The 16,493-nt window shown below is 71.2% G+C and carries 13 protein-coding genes; 5 read left to right on the top strand and 8 right to left on the bottom strand.

The features are described 5' to 3' along the window. Positions 1 to 26: 26 nt before the first annotated feature. Together AB0J04_RS03855 and AB0J04_RS03850 are read right to left on the bottom strand one after the other, a co-directional pair. A complete protein-coding gene (locus AB0J04_RS03855; RefSeq protein WP_363166764.1) occupies positions 27 to 638 on the bottom strand; it encodes a TetR/AcrR family transcriptional regulator in 612 nt (203 codons plus the stop codon). A 22-nt stretch (positions 639 to 660) separates the two neighbouring features. Further along, positions 661 to 1,461, bottom strand: coding sequence for an SDR family oxidoreductase (locus AB0J04_RS03850; RefSeq protein WP_363166763.1), 801 nt, complete (start codon positions 1,459 to 1,461; stop codon positions 661 to 663). Between the two features lie 83 nt (positions 1,462 to 1,544). Between AB0J04_RS03850 and AB0J04_RS03845 the strand changes: the two genes are divergently transcribed. Then, positions 1,545 to 2,684: an acyl-CoA dehydrogenase family protein gene (locus AB0J04_RS03845; RefSeq protein ID WP_363166762.1), complete on the top strand. Its 1,140-nt coding sequence runs from the start codon at positions 1,545 to 1,547 to the stop codon at positions 2,682 to 2,684. Then, positions 2,684 to 3,634, top strand: coding sequence for an acyl-CoA dehydrogenase family protein (locus AB0J04_RS03840; protein WP_363166761.1), 951 nt, complete (start codon positions 2,684 to 2,686; stop codon positions 3,632 to 3,634). The genes AB0J04_RS03845 and AB0J04_RS03840 overlap by 1 nt, the downstream gene beginning before the upstream one ends. A 27-nt stretch (positions 3,635 to 3,661) precedes the next feature. Here the strand turns inward: AB0J04_RS03840 and AB0J04_RS03835 are convergent, their stop codons facing one another. Next, positions 3,662 to 4,153 carry an FBP domain-containing protein gene (locus AB0J04_RS03835; RefSeq protein ID WP_363166760.1) on the bottom strand — a complete coding sequence of 164 codons (492 nt, stop codon included), beginning with the start codon at positions 4,151 to 4,153 and terminating at the stop codon, positions 3,662 to 3,664. A gap of 112 nt (positions 4,154 to 4,265) precedes the next feature. Between AB0J04_RS03835 and AB0J04_RS03830 the strand changes: the two genes are divergently transcribed. Both AB0J04_RS03830 and AB0J04_RS03825 read left to right on the top strand, forming a co-directional pair. After that, positions 4,266 to 4,835: a WHG domain-containing protein gene (locus AB0J04_RS03830; protein ID WP_363166759.1), complete on the top strand. Its 570-nt coding sequence runs from the start codon at positions 4,266 to 4,268 to the stop codon at positions 4,833 to 4,835. Beyond that, on the top strand, positions 4,832 to 6,046 hold the full coding sequence (locus AB0J04_RS03825; RefSeq protein ID WP_363166758.1) for a GDSL-type esterase/lipase family protein: 1,215 nt from the start codon (positions 4,832 to 4,834) through the stop codon (positions 6,044 to 6,046). The genes AB0J04_RS03830 and AB0J04_RS03825 overlap by 4 nt, the downstream gene beginning before the upstream one ends. On the opposite strand, the gene AB0J04_RS03820 is transcribed toward AB0J04_RS03825, so the two are convergent. The 3 genes from AB0J04_RS03820 to AB0J04_RS03810 form a co-directional block, all read right to left on the bottom strand. Next, positions 6,006 to 7,682 (bottom strand): cytochrome bc complex cytochrome b subunit, encoded by a 1,677-nt coding sequence (locus AB0J04_RS03820; RefSeq protein ID WP_363166757.1) that lies wholly within the window; start codon positions 7,680 to 7,682, stop codon positions 6,006 to 6,008. The genes AB0J04_RS03825 and AB0J04_RS03820 overlap by 41 nt on opposite strands. An 84-nt stretch (positions 7,683 to 7,766) precedes the next feature. Further along, entirely contained in the window at positions 7,767 to 8,330 is a 564-nt protein-coding gene (locus AB0J04_RS03815) for a HutD family protein (protein WP_363166756.1), read from the bottom strand. Continuing rightward, the gene (locus tag AB0J04_RS03810) at positions 8,327 to 9,046 is read right to left on the bottom strand and encodes a VWA domain-containing protein (protein WP_363166755.1); all 720 of its coding nucleotides are present in this window, start codon (positions 9,044 to 9,046) and stop codon (positions 8,327 to 8,329) included. Before AB0J04_RS03810 ends, AB0J04_RS03815 begins: the two co-directional genes overlap by 4 nt. Positions 9,047 to 9,164: 118 nt before the next feature. Here AB0J04_RS03810 and AB0J04_RS03805 point away from each other — a divergent pair, with 118 nt between their 5' ends. Then, complete coding sequence (locus tag AB0J04_RS03805; RefSeq protein WP_363166754.1) at positions 9,165 to 9,995, top strand: chitosanase; 831 nt, start codon at positions 9,165 to 9,167, stop codon at positions 9,993 to 9,995. A 141-nt stretch (positions 9,996 to 10,136) separates the two neighbouring features. Here the strand turns inward: AB0J04_RS03805 and AB0J04_RS03800 are convergent, their stop codons facing one another. Together AB0J04_RS03800 and gltB are read right to left on the bottom strand one after the other, a co-directional pair. After that, positions 10,137 to 11,597 carry a glutamate synthase subunit beta gene (locus AB0J04_RS03800; protein ID WP_363166753.1) on the bottom strand — a complete coding sequence of 487 codons (1,461 nt, stop codon included), beginning with the start codon at positions 11,595 to 11,597 and terminating at the stop codon, positions 10,137 to 10,139. Continuing rightward, a complete protein-coding gene (gene gltB, locus AB0J04_RS03795; protein ID WP_363166752.1) occupies positions 11,590 to 16,188 on the bottom strand; it encodes a glutamate synthase large subunit in 4,599 nt (1,532 codons plus the stop codon). The genes AB0J04_RS03800 and gltB overlap by 8 nt, the downstream gene beginning before the upstream one ends. Positions 16,189 to 16,493 lie beyond the last annotated feature (305 nt).

The raw sequence follows: 16,493 nt of genomic DNA, 5'->3' as shown, positions 1-16,493 counted from the left end.
CCCAACGAGTACCGGTGAACAGTGGGTTATGTGCGTACGGCGATCCCGTCCAGCACCATCGACAGGTACTGCCGGGCGATCTCCTCCGGGCTGTGCTGTCCGCCGGGCCGGTACCAGGACGCGGCGACCCACACCGTGTCACGGACGAACCGGTAGGTGAGGCGGACGTCGAGGTCGGATCGGAAGACCTGTTCCTCGACCCCGCGTTCCAGCGTGGACAGCCACGCCTTCTCGAATCTGCGCTGCGAGTCGGCGAGGAACGCGAACCGTTCCTGCGCGACCAACTGCTTGCTCTCCTTCTGGTAGATCGCGACGGCGGCGCGGTGCCGGTCGATCTCCCGGAACGACTCGGTGACCAGTGCCTCCAGCGTCTCGCGGGGGCCGCTCCCGGCGTCCAGGACGGTGTCGTAGCCGTCCCAGAGTTCGTCGAGGAAGGTGCGCAGGATCTCTTCCAGCATCGATTCCTTGGAGTCGAAGTGGTAGTAGAGGCTGCCCGCGAGCATGCCCGCGTGGTCGGCGATCTTGCGCACGGTGGTGGCGTTGTAGCCCTGCTCGGCGAATACCTCGGCGGCGGTGTTCAACAGCTCGCCGCGTCGGGCCGGCGCGGCGGTCACCTGGGGCTTCTTCTTGGTCGGCACGCGTCCATTGTCGTCTGTCGCCCTACGCGTGCTGGCTGCTGACGGAGACGGCCTCGCCGGTCATGTACGAGGAGTAGCCCGACGCCAGGAACACGATCACGTTGGCGACCTCCCAGGGTTCGGCGTACCTGCCGAAGGCCTCGCGCGCGGTGAGCTCCGCCAGCAGCTCGGGGGTGGTGACCTTGACCAGGTGCGGGTGCATGGCCAGGCTCGGCGAGACGGCGTTGACCCGTACCCCGTACTCGGCCGCCTCCACGGCCGCGCACCGGGTCAGCGCCATCACGCCCGCCTTCGCGGCGGCGTAGTGCGCCTGTCCGGCCTGGGCGCGCCAGCCGACGACGGAGGCGTTGTTGACGATGACGCCTCCCCCGCCGGCCTCCCGCATCAGCCGCAGGGCGGCTCTGGTGCAGCGGAAGGTTCCGTTCAGCGTGACGTCCAGGACCCGCGACCACTGTTCGTCGGTCATGTCCACGAGCGGTGAGGTCCCGCCGAGGCCCGCGTTGTTGACGACGACGTCCAGCCGCCCGTGTGCGGTGACGGCCGCTTCGAACAGCGCCCGTACCTGGCTCTCGTCGGTGACGTCACAGGGCAGCGCCGCCACGGCCGCCGCGCCGAACTCCTCGGCCAGTTCGGCCTCGTAGGCCTTGAGCCGCCGGGTGTGGGCGTCGCTGATCAGCACGCGCGCGCCCTCTTCCAGGAAGCGGCGCGCGGTCGCTCCGCCGATGCCCGCGCCGGCCGCCGCGGTGACGACGGCGGTGCGGCCCTTCAGCAGCCCGTGTCCGGGTACGTATGCCGGACTCTCCGGACTCTCGACGCCTGTCATGGCTCCACGCTAACCTACCAAACACTTGTTAGGGAAGAAGTGCCGGAGAAGCGCAGGCGAGCAGAAGGAGAGGGACGGGTCGTATGGATCTCGCCGTCACGCAGGAGGACGACGCCTTCCGCGCCGCGGCCCGCGCCTGGCTCGCCGCGCATGTGCCGCGCACTCCCCTGCCGTCCCTGGAGACGGCGGAGGGCTTCGCCGCGCACCGCGCGTGGGAGGCCGAACTGGCCGCGGACCGCTGGTCGGCGGTGAACTGGCCGGCGCAGTACGGCGGCCGGGACTCGGGGCTGGTCCGGTGGCTGCTCTTCGAGGAGGAGTACTGGGCGGCCGGCGCACCCGGACGCGTCAACCAGAACGGGATCAGCCTTCTCGCGCCCACCCTCCTCGACCACGGCACGCGCGAGCAACGCGCGCGCGTGCTGCCGTCGATGGCGGCCGGCGAGGTGGTCTGGGCGCAGGCCTGGTCGGAGCCGGAGGCGGGTTCGGATCTGGCGGCGCTCGGTTCGAGAGCCGTGCGCGCGGACGGCGGCTGGCTGCTGAGCGGCCAGAAGACCTGGTCCTCCCGCGCGGCCTTCGCCGACCGCGCCTTCGGTCTGTTCCGCAGCGATCCGCAGGCCCCGAAGCCCCACCAGGGGCTGACCTACGTGATGTTCGACCTGCGCGCCCCGGGCGTCACGGTCCGCCCGATCGGCCGGCTGGACGGGAAGCCGGCCTTCGCCGAGCTGTTCCTGGACGGGGTGTTCGTGCCGGACGAGGACGTGATCGGGGAGCCCGGCGAGGGCTGGCGGATCGCGATGTCCACGGCGGCCAACGAACGCGGCCTCACCCTGCGCTCCCCCGGCCGTTTCCTCGCCGCCGCCGACCGGCTGCACGCCCTCTGGCAGGCGCAGGGCAGTCCCGCCGCGACGGCGGACCGGGTCGCCGACGTGCTCGTCCGGGCGCGCGCCCACCAGCTGTTCACGCATGCGGCGGCGTCCCGCTTCCTGGCGGGGGACCGGCTCGGCCCGGAGTCGAGCCTGAACAAGGTGTTCTGGTCGGAACTGGACATCGCGCTGCACGAGACGGCGCTCGATCTGCTCGGCGAGGAAGGCGAGACGGGCGACACCGACTGGGCCGAGGGGTATGTGTTCGCGCTCGCCGGGCCGATCTACGCGGGGACGAACGAGATCCAGCGCGACATCGTCGCCGAGCGCCTGCTCGGCCTGCCGAAGGGGCGCCGCTGATGCGTTTTCTCCTCGACACCGAGCAACGGGCGTTCGCGGACTCCCTGAACGCCCTGCTGACGGCCGCCGACACGCCGGGGGTGATCCGGGAGTGGAGCCGGGGCGAGCACGCGCGCGGGCGTGCCCTGTGGTCCCGGATCGCCGATGCCGGAGTGTTCGCGCTGGCGGTGCCGGAGGCGTACGAGGGTCTCGGGCCGCGCCCGGTGGAACTCGCCGTGGCCTTCGTCGAGCTGGGGCGGCACGCGGTGCCGGGGCCACTGGTGGAGACGGTGACGGCGGCGGCCCTGCTCCGGGAACCGGGTCCGGCCAAGCGGCTGCTGCCCGCGCTGGCCTCGGGCGAGTCGATGGCGACGGTGGCGTACGAGGGGTCGTACGCGCCGGACGGCGACGCGGCGGACGTACGGCTGTCGCTGGCCGCCGACGGTCTGCGCCTCGCCCCCGGCCACGACGCCGTGCGGCCTTCCCTGGATCCCGCGCGGCGGCTCACCCGGCTCGCGCCGGGCGGGGAACTCCTCGCCGCCGCCCCGCCCGTGCCGCAGGCCCTGCTCTGGGCTCGGCTGGCGACCGCCGCGCAGGCCCTCGGCGTCGGACTGGCGCTGCTCGACCGGACGGTGGCGTACGTCGGGCAGCGCACCCAGTTCGGGGCGCCCGTCGGCTCGTTCCAGGCCGTGAAGCACCGGCTGGCCGATGCGAAGATCGCGTTGGAGTTCGCCCGGCCGCTGGTTCTCGGGGCCGCCGTCACGATGAGCGCGGCGGATGTCGCCGCGGCGAAGGCGAGCGCCTGCGAGGCGGCGTACAGGGCCGCCCGCACCGCGCTCCAGCTGCACGGCGCGATCGGCTACACGGCGGAGTACGACCTGTCGCTGTGGCTGACCAAGGCCCGCGCCCTGCGCACGGCGTGGGGCACACCGGCGCAGTGCAGAGCCGCCGTGCTCGCCGCTCGCCCATGACGGTCGGACAGTCGGGCGGTCGGGCGGTCAGGCGGTCACCTTGGCGATGAAGGCGGCGAGGTTGGCCACGGTCCTCGCGATCTTCTCCTCCAGCGTGATCGTCTCGTGCAGCCGGGCCCCGATGCCCGCGTCCCGCTTGCCCCGCACATACAGCGAGCAGGCGAGATCGCTGCAGATGTAGGCGCCCACCGAGTTGCCCTGCTGGCCGGCCCGCCCGGCCTTCGGCGCGACCAGCAGCGAGACGCCGCCGGAGTGGGTGGTGAGGCACATCGTGCACATGCTGCGCCGGGACTGCCCGACCGCGCCCGGCGAGGCGCGTAGGGCGAGCGCCTTCAGGCCGCCGTCCAGCTCGGCGACGAGGTAGGCGCGGTCGGGGGCCTGGGGGTCGCGCCAGCCGAGGTAGTCCAGGTCGTCCCAGGGGCGCTCGGCCAGGTCGCGCGGCACGGACAGGCGCTTGGCCTCGCCCTTCGTGCAGTTCACGAAGGCGGCGCGGATCTCTTGCTCGGTCAGCGGCTTCATGTGGGTGAGGCTAATTTGCCTAAAGCTTTTAGGCAAACGCATAATGAACTTAGGCCGATGAGGTCTGACGAAGGCCGATGAGACTTACGAAGGCCGATGAAAGGGCGACGGCATGGGGCGCGTAGGGCTGAGCACGGAACGCCTGGTCCGGGCGGGCGCGGAGCTGGCCGACGAGGTCGGCTTCGACCAGGTGACCGTCTCGGCGCTCGCCAGACGGTTCGACGTCAAGGTCGCGAGCCTGTACTCGCACGTGAAGAACTCGGACGACCTGAGGACCCGGATCGCCCTGCTCGCCCTGGAGGAGCTGGCCGACCGGGCCGCCGAGGCGCTGGCGGGGCGGGCCGGCAAGGACGCCCTGACGGCGCTGGCGAACGTCTACCGCGACTACGCCCACGAGCACCCCGGCCGCTACGCCGCCGCCCAGCTCAGACTGGACCCGGAGACGGCCGCCGCGAGCGCGGGCGGGCGGCACGCGCAGATGACCCGGGCGATCCTGCGCGGCTACGACCTGACGGAACCGGACCGCACCCACGCGGTCCGCCTGCTGGGGAGCGTCTTCCACGGGTACGTCGGTCTGGAGCTGGGCGGCGGCTTCAGCCACAGCGCCCCCGACACGGACGAGACCTGGACCCGGGTCCTGGACGCCCTGGACGCCCTGCTGCGCAACTGGCCCGCGGCATGAGCCCCGCGAACCCCGCGAGCCGCGCGAACGAGCCCGACTGGATCACCACACCCGTCACCGCCGAGCTGCTGCGCGGCGCGCTCGACCTGGAGCGCACCGAGCACGGTGTGCTGCCGCACCGGCTGCCCGCACACGCGCGTGCCCAGTGCGCCGACCCGCAGCTCGCGATGGCCGAGTCCCAGCCGTCGGGGGTGCGGCTGGTCTTCCGCTCCGCCGCCACCTCCGTCGAGCTGACGGCGCTGCCCACCCGGCGGATCTACGTGGGCGCGCCGCCCAGGCCGGACGGCGTGTACGAGTTGCTCGTGGACGGCCGCCCGGCCGGCCGGGGAAGCGTGACGGGCGACGGCCGCACGGTGACGATCGACCTGGCCGCGGGCACCACCGAGTTCCGGGCCGGAGAGCCCGGCGCCGTCCGCTTCACCGATCTGCCCGAGGGCGTCAAGGACATCGAGATCTGGCTCCCGCACAACGAGACCACCGAGCTGGTCGCCCTGCGCACCGACGCCCCCGTCGCACCCGCCCCGCCCAGCGAGCGCCCGGTGTGGCTGCATCACGGCAGCTCGATCAGCCACGGCTCGGACGCCGTGCTCCCCACGGCCGTCTGGCCCGCGCTCGCCGCCTCGCTCGGCGGGGTGGAGCTGATCAACCTGGGCCTGGGCGGCAGCGCCCTGCTCGACCCGTTCACCGCCCGGGCGCTGCGGGACACCCCGGCCGATCTGATCAGCGTCAAGCTCGGCATCAACCTCGTCAACACCGATCTGATGCGGCTGCGGGCGTTCGGGCCGGCCGTCCACGGCTTCCTCGACACCGTCCGCGAGGGCCATCCGACCGTGCCCCTGCTGGTCGTCTCGCCGATCCTGTGCCCGATGCACGAGGAGACGCCCGGCCCGACCGCCCTCGACTTCACCGCCGTCGCCGAGGGCCGGCTGTGGTTCCAGCCCATGGGCGACCGGGCCGAGGTCGCGCACGGGAAGCTGACCCTGCGCGTCATCCGCGCCGAACTGGCCCGGATCGTGGCCCAGCGCGCGGCCGACGACCCGAACCTGCACTACGTCGACGGCCGCGACCTCTACGGCGAGCCCGACGCCGCCGAGCTCCCGCTCCCCGACGGCCTGCACCCGGACGCGGCCACCCACCGGCGGATCGGCGAGCGCTTCGCGGAACGGGTCCTCAGTGCCCATGTCCTCCCGAATGCCCGGACCCGCCGGTGAGTTCGCGGTACTCCTCGGGCGTCGGCTTCGGGACGTGCGTGTTCTGGCCGAACATGGCCCGCGCCAGCCGCGCCCGCACCCGCTGCGAGGCGGTGACCGGCCGGCGCACGCCGTTGTGGTCGACGAGCGGGCCGATCGCGTACGGCGGCTCCTGCTCGTGCTGGGTGAGGGTGAACAGCTGAGCCTGGTCCAGGGGCTCGTGGACCTCGACGTACTCGCCGTGCGGAAGGCGCTTGACGGTCCCCGTCTCGCGGCCGTGCAGGACCTTGTCCCGGTCCCGGAGCTGGAGTCCCAGGCAGATCCGCTTGGTCACCATGAAGGCGACGACGGGGGCGACGAACACGGAGACCCGTACGAACCAGGTGATCGCGTTGATGGACAGATGCAGATGCGTGGCCACGATGTCGTTGCCGCCGCCGATGAGCAGCACCGCGTACAGGGTGAGCCAGGCCACGCCGAGGCCGGTGCGCACGGGCGCGTTGCGCGGCCGGTCGAGGATGTGGTGTTCCCGCTTGTCTCCGGTGATCCAGGCCTCGATGAACGGATAGAGGCCGATGGCGAGCAGGATCAGCGGGAACAGCGAGAACGGGATGAGGACGCCCGGTGCCAGGGTGTGGCCCCAGGCGTTGATCTCCCATCCCGGCATCACCCGGATCAGGCCTTCGGAGAAACCGAGGTACCAGTCCGGTTGTGCGCCGGTGGTGACCAGGTCCGGCCGATAGGGCCCGAAGGCCCACACGGGGTTGATGCTGGCGATGCCGCCCATCACCGCCAGCACGCCGAAGACCAGGAAGAAGAACCCGCCCGCCTTCGCCATGTAGACCGGCATGAAGGGCATGCCGACCACGCTCTTCTGGTCGCGTCCGGGCCCTGGGTACTGGGTGTGCTTGTGGAAGAACACCAGGATGAGGTGGGCGACGACGAGCCCCAGCATGATCCCCGGCAGCAGCAGCACATGGATCGGGAAGAACCGCGCGATGATGTCGTGCCCCGGGAACTCCCCTCCGAAGAGGAAGAACGAGAGGTACGTCCCGACGATCGGGATGGACAGGATCGCGCCGTCGGCGAACCGGACGCCGGTGCCGGAGAGCAGGTCGTCGGGGAGCGAGTAGCCGGTCAGGCCGGTGAGGATGCCGAGGAACAGCAGGGTCCAGCCGAACAGCCAGTTGACCTCGCGCGGCTTGCGGAACGCGCCGGTGAAGAACACCCGCATCATGTGCACGAGCATGCCGGTGACGAAGACCAGCGCCGCCCAGTGGTGGATCTGCCGGATCAGCAGCCCGCCGCGCACGTCGAAGCTGATGTGCAGCGTCGACTCGTACGCCCGCGTCATCGTGATGCCCTGGAGCGGGACGTAGGAGCCGTCGTAGACGACCTCGGCGCTGCTCGCCTCGAAGAACAGGGTGAGGTAGACGCCGGTGAGGATCAGGACCAGGAAGCTGTAGAGGCAGATCTCTCCCAGCATGAAGGACCAGTGGTCCGGGAACACCTTGCGCAGGTTGGCCTTGGCCACCGTGTACAGCCCCAGTCGGCTGTCGGCCCAGTCGGCGACCTTCTCCCCTTTGCCCGGCTCGCCCCGCCGTCTTGAACTCCCGCCGTCCGCAGCGTAGTTCGCCGCTTGCGCACCGTCGCTCATACCTCGTGGTCCTCCCCGTCGGATCATCCTCAGGGTGGCACGGCGACCCCGCTGAGCCAACGGTGCCGACAGCGGAGATCGCCGTTATGGCCTAAGACCGACGACCGCTGCCGGTCCGGGCGCGTGCAGCAGTGCGTTCTCCCCGCTCAGCAGGACGGCGTCATGGCGGGCGAGCCGCACCCCGCCGCCGCCCTCGCCCCCGTCCACATCGACGTCCGTGCCTTCCTCGAGGGCGACGATCAGGGCGTGCGCCGCCCGCAGGGCGAGCCTGCCGCGTACGACGGCGACGGTCGGGGCCGGACCGCCCCTGCGCCACATCACGTTGAGGTTGACGACGGGCCCGTCGAGCAGCCGGCAGTCGGTGGGCGCGTCGCCGGGGAAGTCCTGGGGCACGTACCGGGTGTCCACGAGCCGCCGCCGCCCGCCCACGGTCAGGTCCATGCCCGCGCCCTCGACCAGCGTGAGGGTCCGTTCCACCTCGGGGAACGCGGAGAACGGCCCGTCCGCCGCGACCTCGGCGAGGCTGACGCGCCAGGCGAAGTCGGCCGTGCCGGCCCCCGCCGGGGAGGCGGCGAGACCACGGGTCACCCCGCCGCCGTTCTTCCAGGCCACGGCCGCGCGGTCGGCGGCGGGCAGCAGGACGCTCATCGGGTGATCCCCTGCGCCCGCGCCGCCGCCAGCCACTTCGGGAACTCCCCCACCAGCCGGTCGTACAGTTCCGCGTCCGACACCTTCGCCGGATCCGGACCGGCGTGGAAGAAGCCGGCGTTGTCGACCGCCCGCTTCGCCGGCACGGGCAGTTCGTCGAGCTTGCGCAGGAAGTCGAACTGCTTGCTGCCCCGGTCGCCGAAGCCGATGAACTGCCAGAACAGCGGCAGCCTGGACGCCTTGCAGAGGTAGCGTTCCGCGGCGAGCTTGTTGATGGGGCCGCCGTCGGTCTGGAAGACGACGAGCGCGGGCTCGCGCGAGCCGCTGTCCAGGTAGTGGTCGATGACGGCGTCCATGGCGAGGTGGTAGCTGGTCTTGCCCATGTGTCCGAGCCCGGCCACGATGCGGTCCACCCGCCCCTGATGGTCGGCGAGGGCGATGTCGGTGACGGCGTCGACGTCGGTGGAGAAGAAGACGACCGGCACCCGGCCGTCGTCGTCGAGATGCGCGGACAGCCCCAGCACCCGGTCGGCGAGCGCCTGGACACTGCCGTCCTGGTAGAACGGCTTCATCGACCCCGAGTAGTCGACGACGAGATAGACGGCGGCCCGCTGCCCGTCGAGACCGTGTTTCGTGAGGGACACCCCGGCGCTCTTGTACAAGTCGACCAGCGCGGGTGCGGTCTCCTGGACCTTGGTGAGACTGATCGCGACCATGGCCGACAGCCTCCCACACCCACCCGCGCACGCCGTTTCGTTCGCCTATTTGTTCGTTTGTCAGCTAATTAGGATGGAATGACAAGGAACACGACATTCCAGCCTTAGGGTGTGCGGCATGAAACGTGCCGCCGTCCTGGTCTGCGCCGCCGTCGCCTCGACGGCGTGCCTCTTCACTCCCGCCCGGCCCGCCCAGCCGACCACCGGCGTCCCGGCGACGAGCGAGGTCCGGGCCACCCCGCCGGGCCTCGCCGCCCCGGGGCAGAAGGAACTGGCCCAGCAGATCGTGGCCAGCGCCGAGAACGGGACCCTGAACTGGCGCAGCGCGTACGCCTACGTCGAGGACATCGGCGACGGCCAGGGGTACACGGCGGGGCTGATCGGTTTCTGCACCGGCACCCACGATCTGCTCACCCTGGTCGAGCGCTACACCCGCGACCACCCGGGCAACGCCCTCGCCCGCTATCTCCCGGCCCTGCGCCGCGTCGACGGCACCGACTCGCACGCGGGCCTGGACCCCGGTTTCCCGGCCGCCTGGCGGACCGAGTCCGCCGTGCCCGCCTTCCGCGCCGCCCAGGACAAGGAGCGCGACCACGTCTACTTCAACCCGGCGGTCGGCCGCGGCCGGTCCGACGGCCTGGGCGCGCTGGGCCAGTTCGTCTACTACGACGCCCTGGTCTTCCACGGCCCCGGCACGGGCCCGACCAGCTTCGACGGCATCCGCGCGCGGGCGATGCGGCAGGCCCGCACCCCCGCCCAGGGCGGCGACGAGGCCTCCTATCTCGGCGCCTTCCTCGACGCCCGACGCAGCGCGATGCTGACCCGGCACCCGGGGATCGACACCTCCCGCGTCGACACGACCCAGCGCCGCTTCCTGCGCGACGGCAACCTGGAACTTCAGCCGCCGCTCCAGTGGCAGATGTACGGGGAGACGTACCGGGTGCCGTAGACCGGCAGGCGCAGGCGGACACAGGCGGGCGGACATGCGACGGCGCCTGCCCGGTCGTCCGGTCGGGGACTGTTGGGCAGGCGCTGTCCGTGTTCCGCACGCCTTTGTGCGGGACGTAGGGGGCCCTGGCTGAGGGGGCCGTCAGACCATCAGCGAGCGGTCCGTCGGACGGATCGGGGCCGGCAGCTCGCTCGCGCCGGTCAGGAACCGGTCGACGCCGCGGGCGGCCGAGCGGCCCTCGGCGATCGCCCACACGATGAGCGACTGGCCGCGGCCCGCGTCGCCGGCGACGTAGACGCCCGGCACGTTGGTCTGGAAGTCGGCGTCGCGGGCGATGTTGCCGCGCTCGTCGAGCTCCAGGCCGAACTGCTCCACCACGCCGTTCTCCCGGTCGGTGCCGGTGAAGCCCATCGCGAGGGTGACCAGCTGGGCGGGGATCTTGCGCTCCGTGCCCGGCTTCGAGGTCAGCTTGCCGTCGACGAACTCGACCTCGGAGAGGTGCAGCCACTGGACGTTGCCGTCCTCGTCGCCCTCGAAGTGGGTGGTGGAGACGGAGTAGACCCGCTCGCCGCCCTCCTCGTGGGCCGAGGTGACCTTGTAGAGCATCGGGAAGGTCGGCCACGGCTGGTGCGGCGCGCGGTCCTCGCCCGGCCGGGGCATGATCTCCAGCTGGGTGACGGAGGCCGCGCCCTGACGGTGGGCGGTGCCCACGCAGTCCGCGCCGGTGTCGCCGCCGCCGATGACCACGACGTGCTTGCCCTCGGCCGAGATCGGGGGCGCCACGAAGTCGCCCTCCTGGACCTTGTTGGCCAGCGGCAGGTACTCCATGGCCTGGTGGACGCCCTTGAGCTCACGGCCGGGGACCGGCAGATCACGGGCGGTGGTGGCGCCGGCCGCGATGACGATCGCGTCGTAGCGCTTCTTCAGGTCGGTCGCCTTGAGGTCACGGCCGATCTCGATGCCGGTGCGGAAGCGGGTTCCCTCCGCGCGCATCTGCTCGATACGGCGGTTGATGTGCCGCTTCTCCATCTTGAACTCGGGGATGCCGTACCGGAGGAGGCCTCCGATGCGGTCCGCGCGCTCGTAGACGGCGACGGTGTGACCGGCCCGGGTCAGCTGCTGGGCGGCGGCGAGGCCCGCCGGGCCCGAGCCGATGACCGCGACGGTCTTGCCGGACAGCCGCTCGGGGGCCTGCGGGGCGACGTCACCGGTCTCCCACGCCTTGTCGATGATCGAGACCTCGACGTTCTTGATGGTGACGGCCGGCTGGTTGATGCCGAGCACGCACGCCGACTCGCAGGGGGCCGGGCACAGCCGCCCGGTGAACTCCGGGAAGTTGTTGGTGGCGTGCAGCCGCTCGGAGGCGTTCTGCCAGTCCTCGCGGTAGGCGTAGTCGTTCCACTCGGGGATCAGGTTCCCCAGCGGACAGCCGTTGTGGCAGAAGGGGATGCCGCAGTCCATGCACCGGCCTGCCTGCTTGCTGATGATCGGCAGCAGCGAGCCGGGGACGTAGACCTCGTTCCAGTCCTTCAGACGCACGTCGACGGGACGGGACTTGGCGACCTCACGGCCGTGGTTCAGGAAGCCCTTCGGGTCAGCCATTGGTCGCCGCCTCCATCATCTTCTCGGTGATCTCGGACTCGGAGAGTCCCGCCTGCTCGGCGGCGTCCTTGGCGGCGAGCACTGCCTTGTACGTGCTGGGGATGATCTTGCTGAAGCGCTCCACGGCCGTGTCCCAGTCGGCGAGCAGCTTCCCGGCGACCGTCGAGGCGGTCTCCTCGGCGTGCCGGCGCACCACGTCGTGCAGCCACTGCTTGTCGCTGTCGTCCAGGGCCTCGACCGCGCCGAGGTTGCCGACGTTGACGTTGTCGCGGTTCAGGTCGATCACATAGGCGACGCCGCCCGACATGCCGGCCGCGAAGTTGCGGCCCGTCTCGCCGAGGACGACCGCGTGACCGCCGGTCATGTACTCGCAGCCGTGGTCGCCCACGCCCTCGGAGACGACCGTCGCGCCGGAGTTGCGGACGCAGAACCGCTCGCCGGTGCGGCCGCGCAGGAACAGCTCGCCGCCGGTCGCGCCGTAGGCGATGGTGTTGCCCGCGATCGTCGAGTACTCGGCGAGGTGGTCGGCGCCCCGGTCCGGGCGGACGACGACCCGGCCGCCGGAGAGGCCCTTGCCGACGTAGTCGTTGGCGTCGCCCTCCAGTCGCAGCGTGACGCCGCGCGGGAGGAAGGCGCCGAAGGACTGGCCGGCGGAGCCGGTGAAGGTGATGTCGATGGTGTCCTCGGGCAGGCCCGCACCGCCGAACTTCTTCGTCACCTCGTGGCCGAGCATGGTGCCGACCGTGCGGTTGATGTTGCGGACCTTGACCTGGGCGCGCACCGGCTGGGCGTCCGTCGCGGAGTCCGCGGCGAGGGCGTCGGCGGCGAGCTTGATGAGCTCGTTGTCGAGCGCCTTCTCCAGTCCGTGGTCCTGGGCGACGACCTGGTGCAGGGCGGCGCCCTCGGGCAGCGCGGGCACGTGGAAGAGCGGGGCGAGGTTGAGGCCCTGCGCCTTCCAGTGGTCGACGGCGCGCTCGACGTCGAGGACCTCGGCGTGGCCGACGGCCTCCTCGATCGAGCGGAAGCCCAGCTCGGCCAGCAGCTCGCGGACTTCCTCGGCGATGAACTTGAAGAAGTTCACGACGTACTCGGCCTTGCCGGCGAACCGGTCGCGCAGCACCGGGTTCTGGGTGGCGATGCCGACGGGGCAGGTGTCCAGGTGGCAGACGCGCATCATGACGCAGCCGGAGACGACGAGCGGCGCGGTCGCGAAACCGAACTCCTCGGCGCCGAGCAGCGCGGCGATGACGACGTCACGGCCGGTCTTGAGCTGGCCGTCGGTCTGCACGACGATGCGGTCGCGCAGGCCGTTGAGCAGCAGCGTCTGCTGGGTCTCGGCGAGGCCGAGCTCCCAGGGGCCGCCCGCGTGCTTCAGGGAGGTGAGGGGCGAGGCGCCCGTGCCGCCGTCGTGGCCGGAGATCAGCACGACGTCCGCGTGCGCCTTCGACACACCGGCGGCGACGGTGCCGACGCCGACCTCGGAGACCAGCTTCACGTGGATCCGCGCCTGCGGGTTCGCGTTCTTCAGGTCGTGGATCAGCTGGGCGAGGTCCTCGATGGAGTAGATGTCGTGGTGCGGCGGCGGGGAGATCAGACCGACGCCCGGGGTGGAGTGCCGGGTCTTGGCGACCCACGGGTACACCTTGTGGCCGGGCAGCTGGCCGCCCTCGCCGGGCTTGGCGCCCTGGGCCATCTTGATCTGGATGTCGTCCGCGTTGACCAGGTACTCGCTCGTGACGCCGAAGCGGCCGGAGGCGACCTGCTTGATGCTGGAGCGGCGCGCCGGGTCGTAGAGCCGGTCCGCGTCCTCGCCGCCCTCGCCGGTGTTGGACTTGCCGCCCAGCTGGTTCATCGCGATGGCGAGCGTCTCGTGCGCTTCCTTCGAGATGGAGCCGTAGGACATGGCGCCGGTGGAGAAGCGCTTGACGATCTCGGAGACGGGCTCGACCTCGTCGATGGAGATCGCTTCCCGGCCGCTGTCGAAGCCGAAGAGGCCGCGCAGCGTCATCAGGCGCTCGGACTGCTCGTTCACGCGGTCCGTGTACTTCTTGAAGATGTCGTAGCGGTTCGCACGCGTCGAGTGCTGGAGGCGGAAGACCGTCTCCGGGTCGAACAGGTGCGGCTCGCCCTCGCGGCGCCACTGGTACTCGCCGCCTATCTCCAGGGCGCGGTGGGCCGGCGCGATGCCGCTGGCCGGGTAGGCCTTGGCGTGGCGGGCGGCGACCTCCTTGGCGATGACGTCGATGCCGACGCCGCCGATCTTGGTGGCGGTGCCGCTGAAGTACTTGGTGACGAAGGCGTCGTCGAGACCGACGGCCTCGAAGACCTGGGCGCCGCGGTAGGAGGCGACGGTCGAGATGCCCATCTTGGACATGACCTTCAGGACGCCCTTGCCGAGCGCGTAGATCAGGTTGCGGATCGCCTGCTCGGGCTCCATGCCGTTGAGGAAGGTGCCCGCGCGCAGCAGGTCCTCGACCGACTCCATGGCCAGGTACGGGTTGACGGCGGCGGCGCCGAAGCCGATCAGCAGGGCCACGTGGTGGACCTCGCGGACGTCGCCGGCCTCGACCAGGAGGCCCACCTCGGTGCGCTGCTTGGTGCGGATGAGGTGGTGGTGGACGGCGGCGGTGAGCAGCAGCGAGGGGATCGGCGCGTGCTCGGCGTCCGAGTGGCGGTCCGACAGGACGATGAGCCGGGCGCCGTTGTCGATGGCGGCGTCGGCCTCGGCGCAGATCTCCTCGATGCGGGCGGCGAGGGAGTCGCCGCCGCCGGAGACCCGGTACAGACCGGAGAGCGTGGCGGCCTTGAAGCCGGGCATGTCGCCGTCGGCGTTGATGTGGATGAGCTTGGCCAGCTCGTCGTTGTCGATCACCGGGAACGGCAGGGTGACGGTCCGGCAGGACGCGGCGCTCGGCTCGAGCAGGTTGCCCTGCGGGCCGAGGGAGGAGCGCAGCGAGGTGACGAGCTCCTCGCGGATGGCGTCCAGCGGCGGGTTGGTGACCTGCGCGAACAGCTGGGTGAAGTAGTCGAAGAGCAGCCGGGGGCGCGCGGAGAGCGCGGCGATCGGCGAGTCGGTGCCCATGGAGCCGAGCGGCTCGCCGGCGGTCTTGGCCATCGGCGCGAGGATGACGCGCAGCTCTTCCTCGGTGTAGCCGAAGGTCTGCTGGCGGCGGGTGACCGAGGCGTGCGTGTGCACGATGTGCTCGCGCTCGGGCAGGTCGACCAGCTCGATCTCGCCGGCCTCCAGCCACTCCGCGTAGGGCTTCTCGGCGGCGAGGCCGGCCTTGATCTCGTCGTCCTCGATGATGCGGTGCTCGGCGGTGTCGACGAGGAACATCTTGCCGGGCTGGAGGCGGCCCTTGCGGACGACCTTGGCGGGGTCGATGTCGAGGACGCCGACCTCGGAGCCGAGGACGACGAGGCCCTCGTCGGTGACCCAGTAGCGGCCGGGGCGCAGGCCGTTGCGGTCGAGGACCGCGCCGACCTGGGTGCCGTCGGTGAAGGTGACGCAGGCCGGGCCGTCCCAGGGCTCCATCATCGTGGAGTGGAACTCGTAGAACGCGCGCCGGGCGGGGTCCATGGAGTCGTGGTTCTCCCACGCCTCCGGGATCATCATCAGCACGGAGTGCGGCAGCGAGCGGCCGCCGAGGTGGAGCAGTTCGAGGACCTCGTCGAAGGACGCCGAGTCGGAGGCGTCCGGCGTACAGACGGGGAAGATCCGCTCGATGGACTTCTCGTCCGCTCCGAAGAGGTCCGAGACGAGCTGCGACTCGCGGGCGCGCATCCAGTTGCGGTTGCCCTTGACGGTGTTGATCTCGCCGTTGTGCGCGACGAAGCGGTACGGGTGCGCGAGCGGCCACGACGGGAAGGTGTTCGTGGAGAAGCGCGAGTGGACGAGCGACACGGCCGAGGCGAAGCGGCGGTCGGACAGGTCCGGGAAGAAGGGCTCGAGCTGGCCGGTGGTCAGCATGCCCTTGTAGACGATCGTGCGGGCGGAGAGCGACGGGAAGTACACGCCGGCCTCGCGTTCGGCGCGCTTGCGCAGCACGAACGCCTTGCGGTCGAGGTCGATGCCCGTGCTGGCGTTGTCCGTCACGAAGACCTGCCGGAAGGCGGGCATCGTCGAGCGGGCGGTGGCGCCGAGCAGCTCGGGGGCGACGGGGACCTCGCGCCAGCCGAGGACGGTGAGGCCCTCGTCGGCGGCGATCGTCTCGATCTGTGAGACGGCCGTCTGCAGGCCGTCCTCCGGGAGGAAGGCGATGCCGGCGGCGTAGTGGCCGGCATCGGGGAGCTCGAATTCGGCCACCGCGCGGAAGAACGCGTCCGGGACCTGGGTCAGGATGCCCGCGCCGTCGCCGGAGTCGGGCTCCGAGCCGGTGGCGCCGCGGTGTTCGAGGTTGCGCAGAACGGTGAGCGCCTGCTCGACCAGCGTGTGGCTCGCCTCGCCGGTGAGGTTGGCCACGAAGCCGACGCCGCAGGCGTCGTGCTCGTTGCGGGGGTCGTACATACCCTGCGCAGCAGGGCGAGCATCCATGAAGGACCAGTTCTGGCCATTCCCGGAATGCTGGGACGGCTGGCGCGGCGTACGCATCGGCTCTCCCGTCGTCGTCTCAAGTGGCTGTGGATTCCTCCCAGGCCCTCGGGGCTCTGGGGGAGCTGCTTGCGAAGGGACGACGTTGGCCCTCTGCGAGTGCAAAATTTCACGCAGGTTACATGATGGAGCGGTTCTCGGGAACCGGATACTCCGTTCCAGCATGCGGACGCCATGGGTGTGCGACAAGGGTGCCGCGCACGTGGCTGAGAGTATGTGGGACCGAACGGGACGAGATCGATCAGATCGGTGTCCGTCGGGGCCGGGAGGGCGGAGGGAGCGGCGTCACTCACCCCGCGAGTGCG

This window comes from Streptomyces sp. NPDC050263 (genome assembly GCF_040655955.1).
In the GTDB taxonomy this organism is placed as follows: domain Bacteria; phylum Actinomycetota; class Actinomycetes; order Streptomycetales; family Streptomycetaceae; genus Streptomyces.
The sequence above is the reverse complement of the archived record's forward strand: the minus strand, read 5'-3'. Positions and strand labels throughout refer to the sequence as shown.

What these genes read in the sequence shown, in the direction of transcription:
- AB0J04_RS03825 (WP_363166758.1), top strand. Translation starts at nt 4,832, where the DNA reads ATGAGCCCCGCGAACCCCGCGAGCCGCGCGAACGAGCCCGACTGGATC.
- AB0J04_RS03815 (WP_363166756.1), bottom strand. Translation starts at nt 8,330, where the DNA reads ATGAGCGTCCTGCTGCCCGCCGCCGACCGCGCGGCCGTGGCCTGGAAG.
- AB0J04_RS03820 (WP_363166757.1), bottom strand. Translation starts at nt 7,682, where the DNA reads ATGAGCGACGGTGCGCAAGCGGCGAACTACGCTGCGGACGGCGGGAGT.
- AB0J04_RS03830 (WP_363166759.1), top strand. Translation starts at nt 4,266, where the DNA reads ATGGGGCGCGTAGGGCTGAGCACGGAACGCCTGGTCCGGGCGGGCGCG.
- AB0J04_RS03840 (WP_363166761.1), top strand. Translation starts at nt 2,684, where the DNA reads ATGCGTTTTCTCCTCGACACCGAGCAACGGGCGTTCGCGGACTCCCTG.
- AB0J04_RS03835 (WP_363166760.1), bottom strand. Translation starts at nt 4,153, where the DNA reads ATGAAGCCGCTGACCGAGCAAGAGATCCGCGCCGCCTTCGTGAACTGC.
- gltB (WP_363166752.1), bottom strand. Translation starts at nt 16,188, where the DNA reads ATGCGTACGCCGCGCCAGCCGTCCCAGCATTCCGGGAATGGCCAGAAC.
- AB0J04_RS03845 (WP_363166762.1), top strand. Translation starts at nt 1,545, where the DNA reads ATGGATCTCGCCGTCACGCAGGAGGACGACGCCTTCCGCGCCGCGGCC.
- AB0J04_RS03810 (WP_363166755.1), bottom strand. Translation starts at nt 9,046, where the DNA reads ATGGTCGCGATCAGTCTCACCAAGGTCCAGGAGACCGCACCCGCGCTG.
- AB0J04_RS03800 (WP_363166753.1), bottom strand. Translation starts at nt 11,597, where the DNA reads ATGGCTGACCCGAAGGGCTTCCTGAACCACGGCCGTGAGGTCGCCAAG.
- AB0J04_RS03850 (WP_363166763.1), bottom strand. Translation starts at nt 1,461, where the DNA reads ATGACAGGCGTCGAGAGTCCGGAGAGTCCGGCATACGTACCCGGACAC.
- AB0J04_RS03805 (WP_363166754.1), top strand. Translation starts at nt 9,165, where the DNA reads ATGAAACGTGCCGCCGTCCTGGTCTGCGCCGCCGTCGCCTCGACGGCG.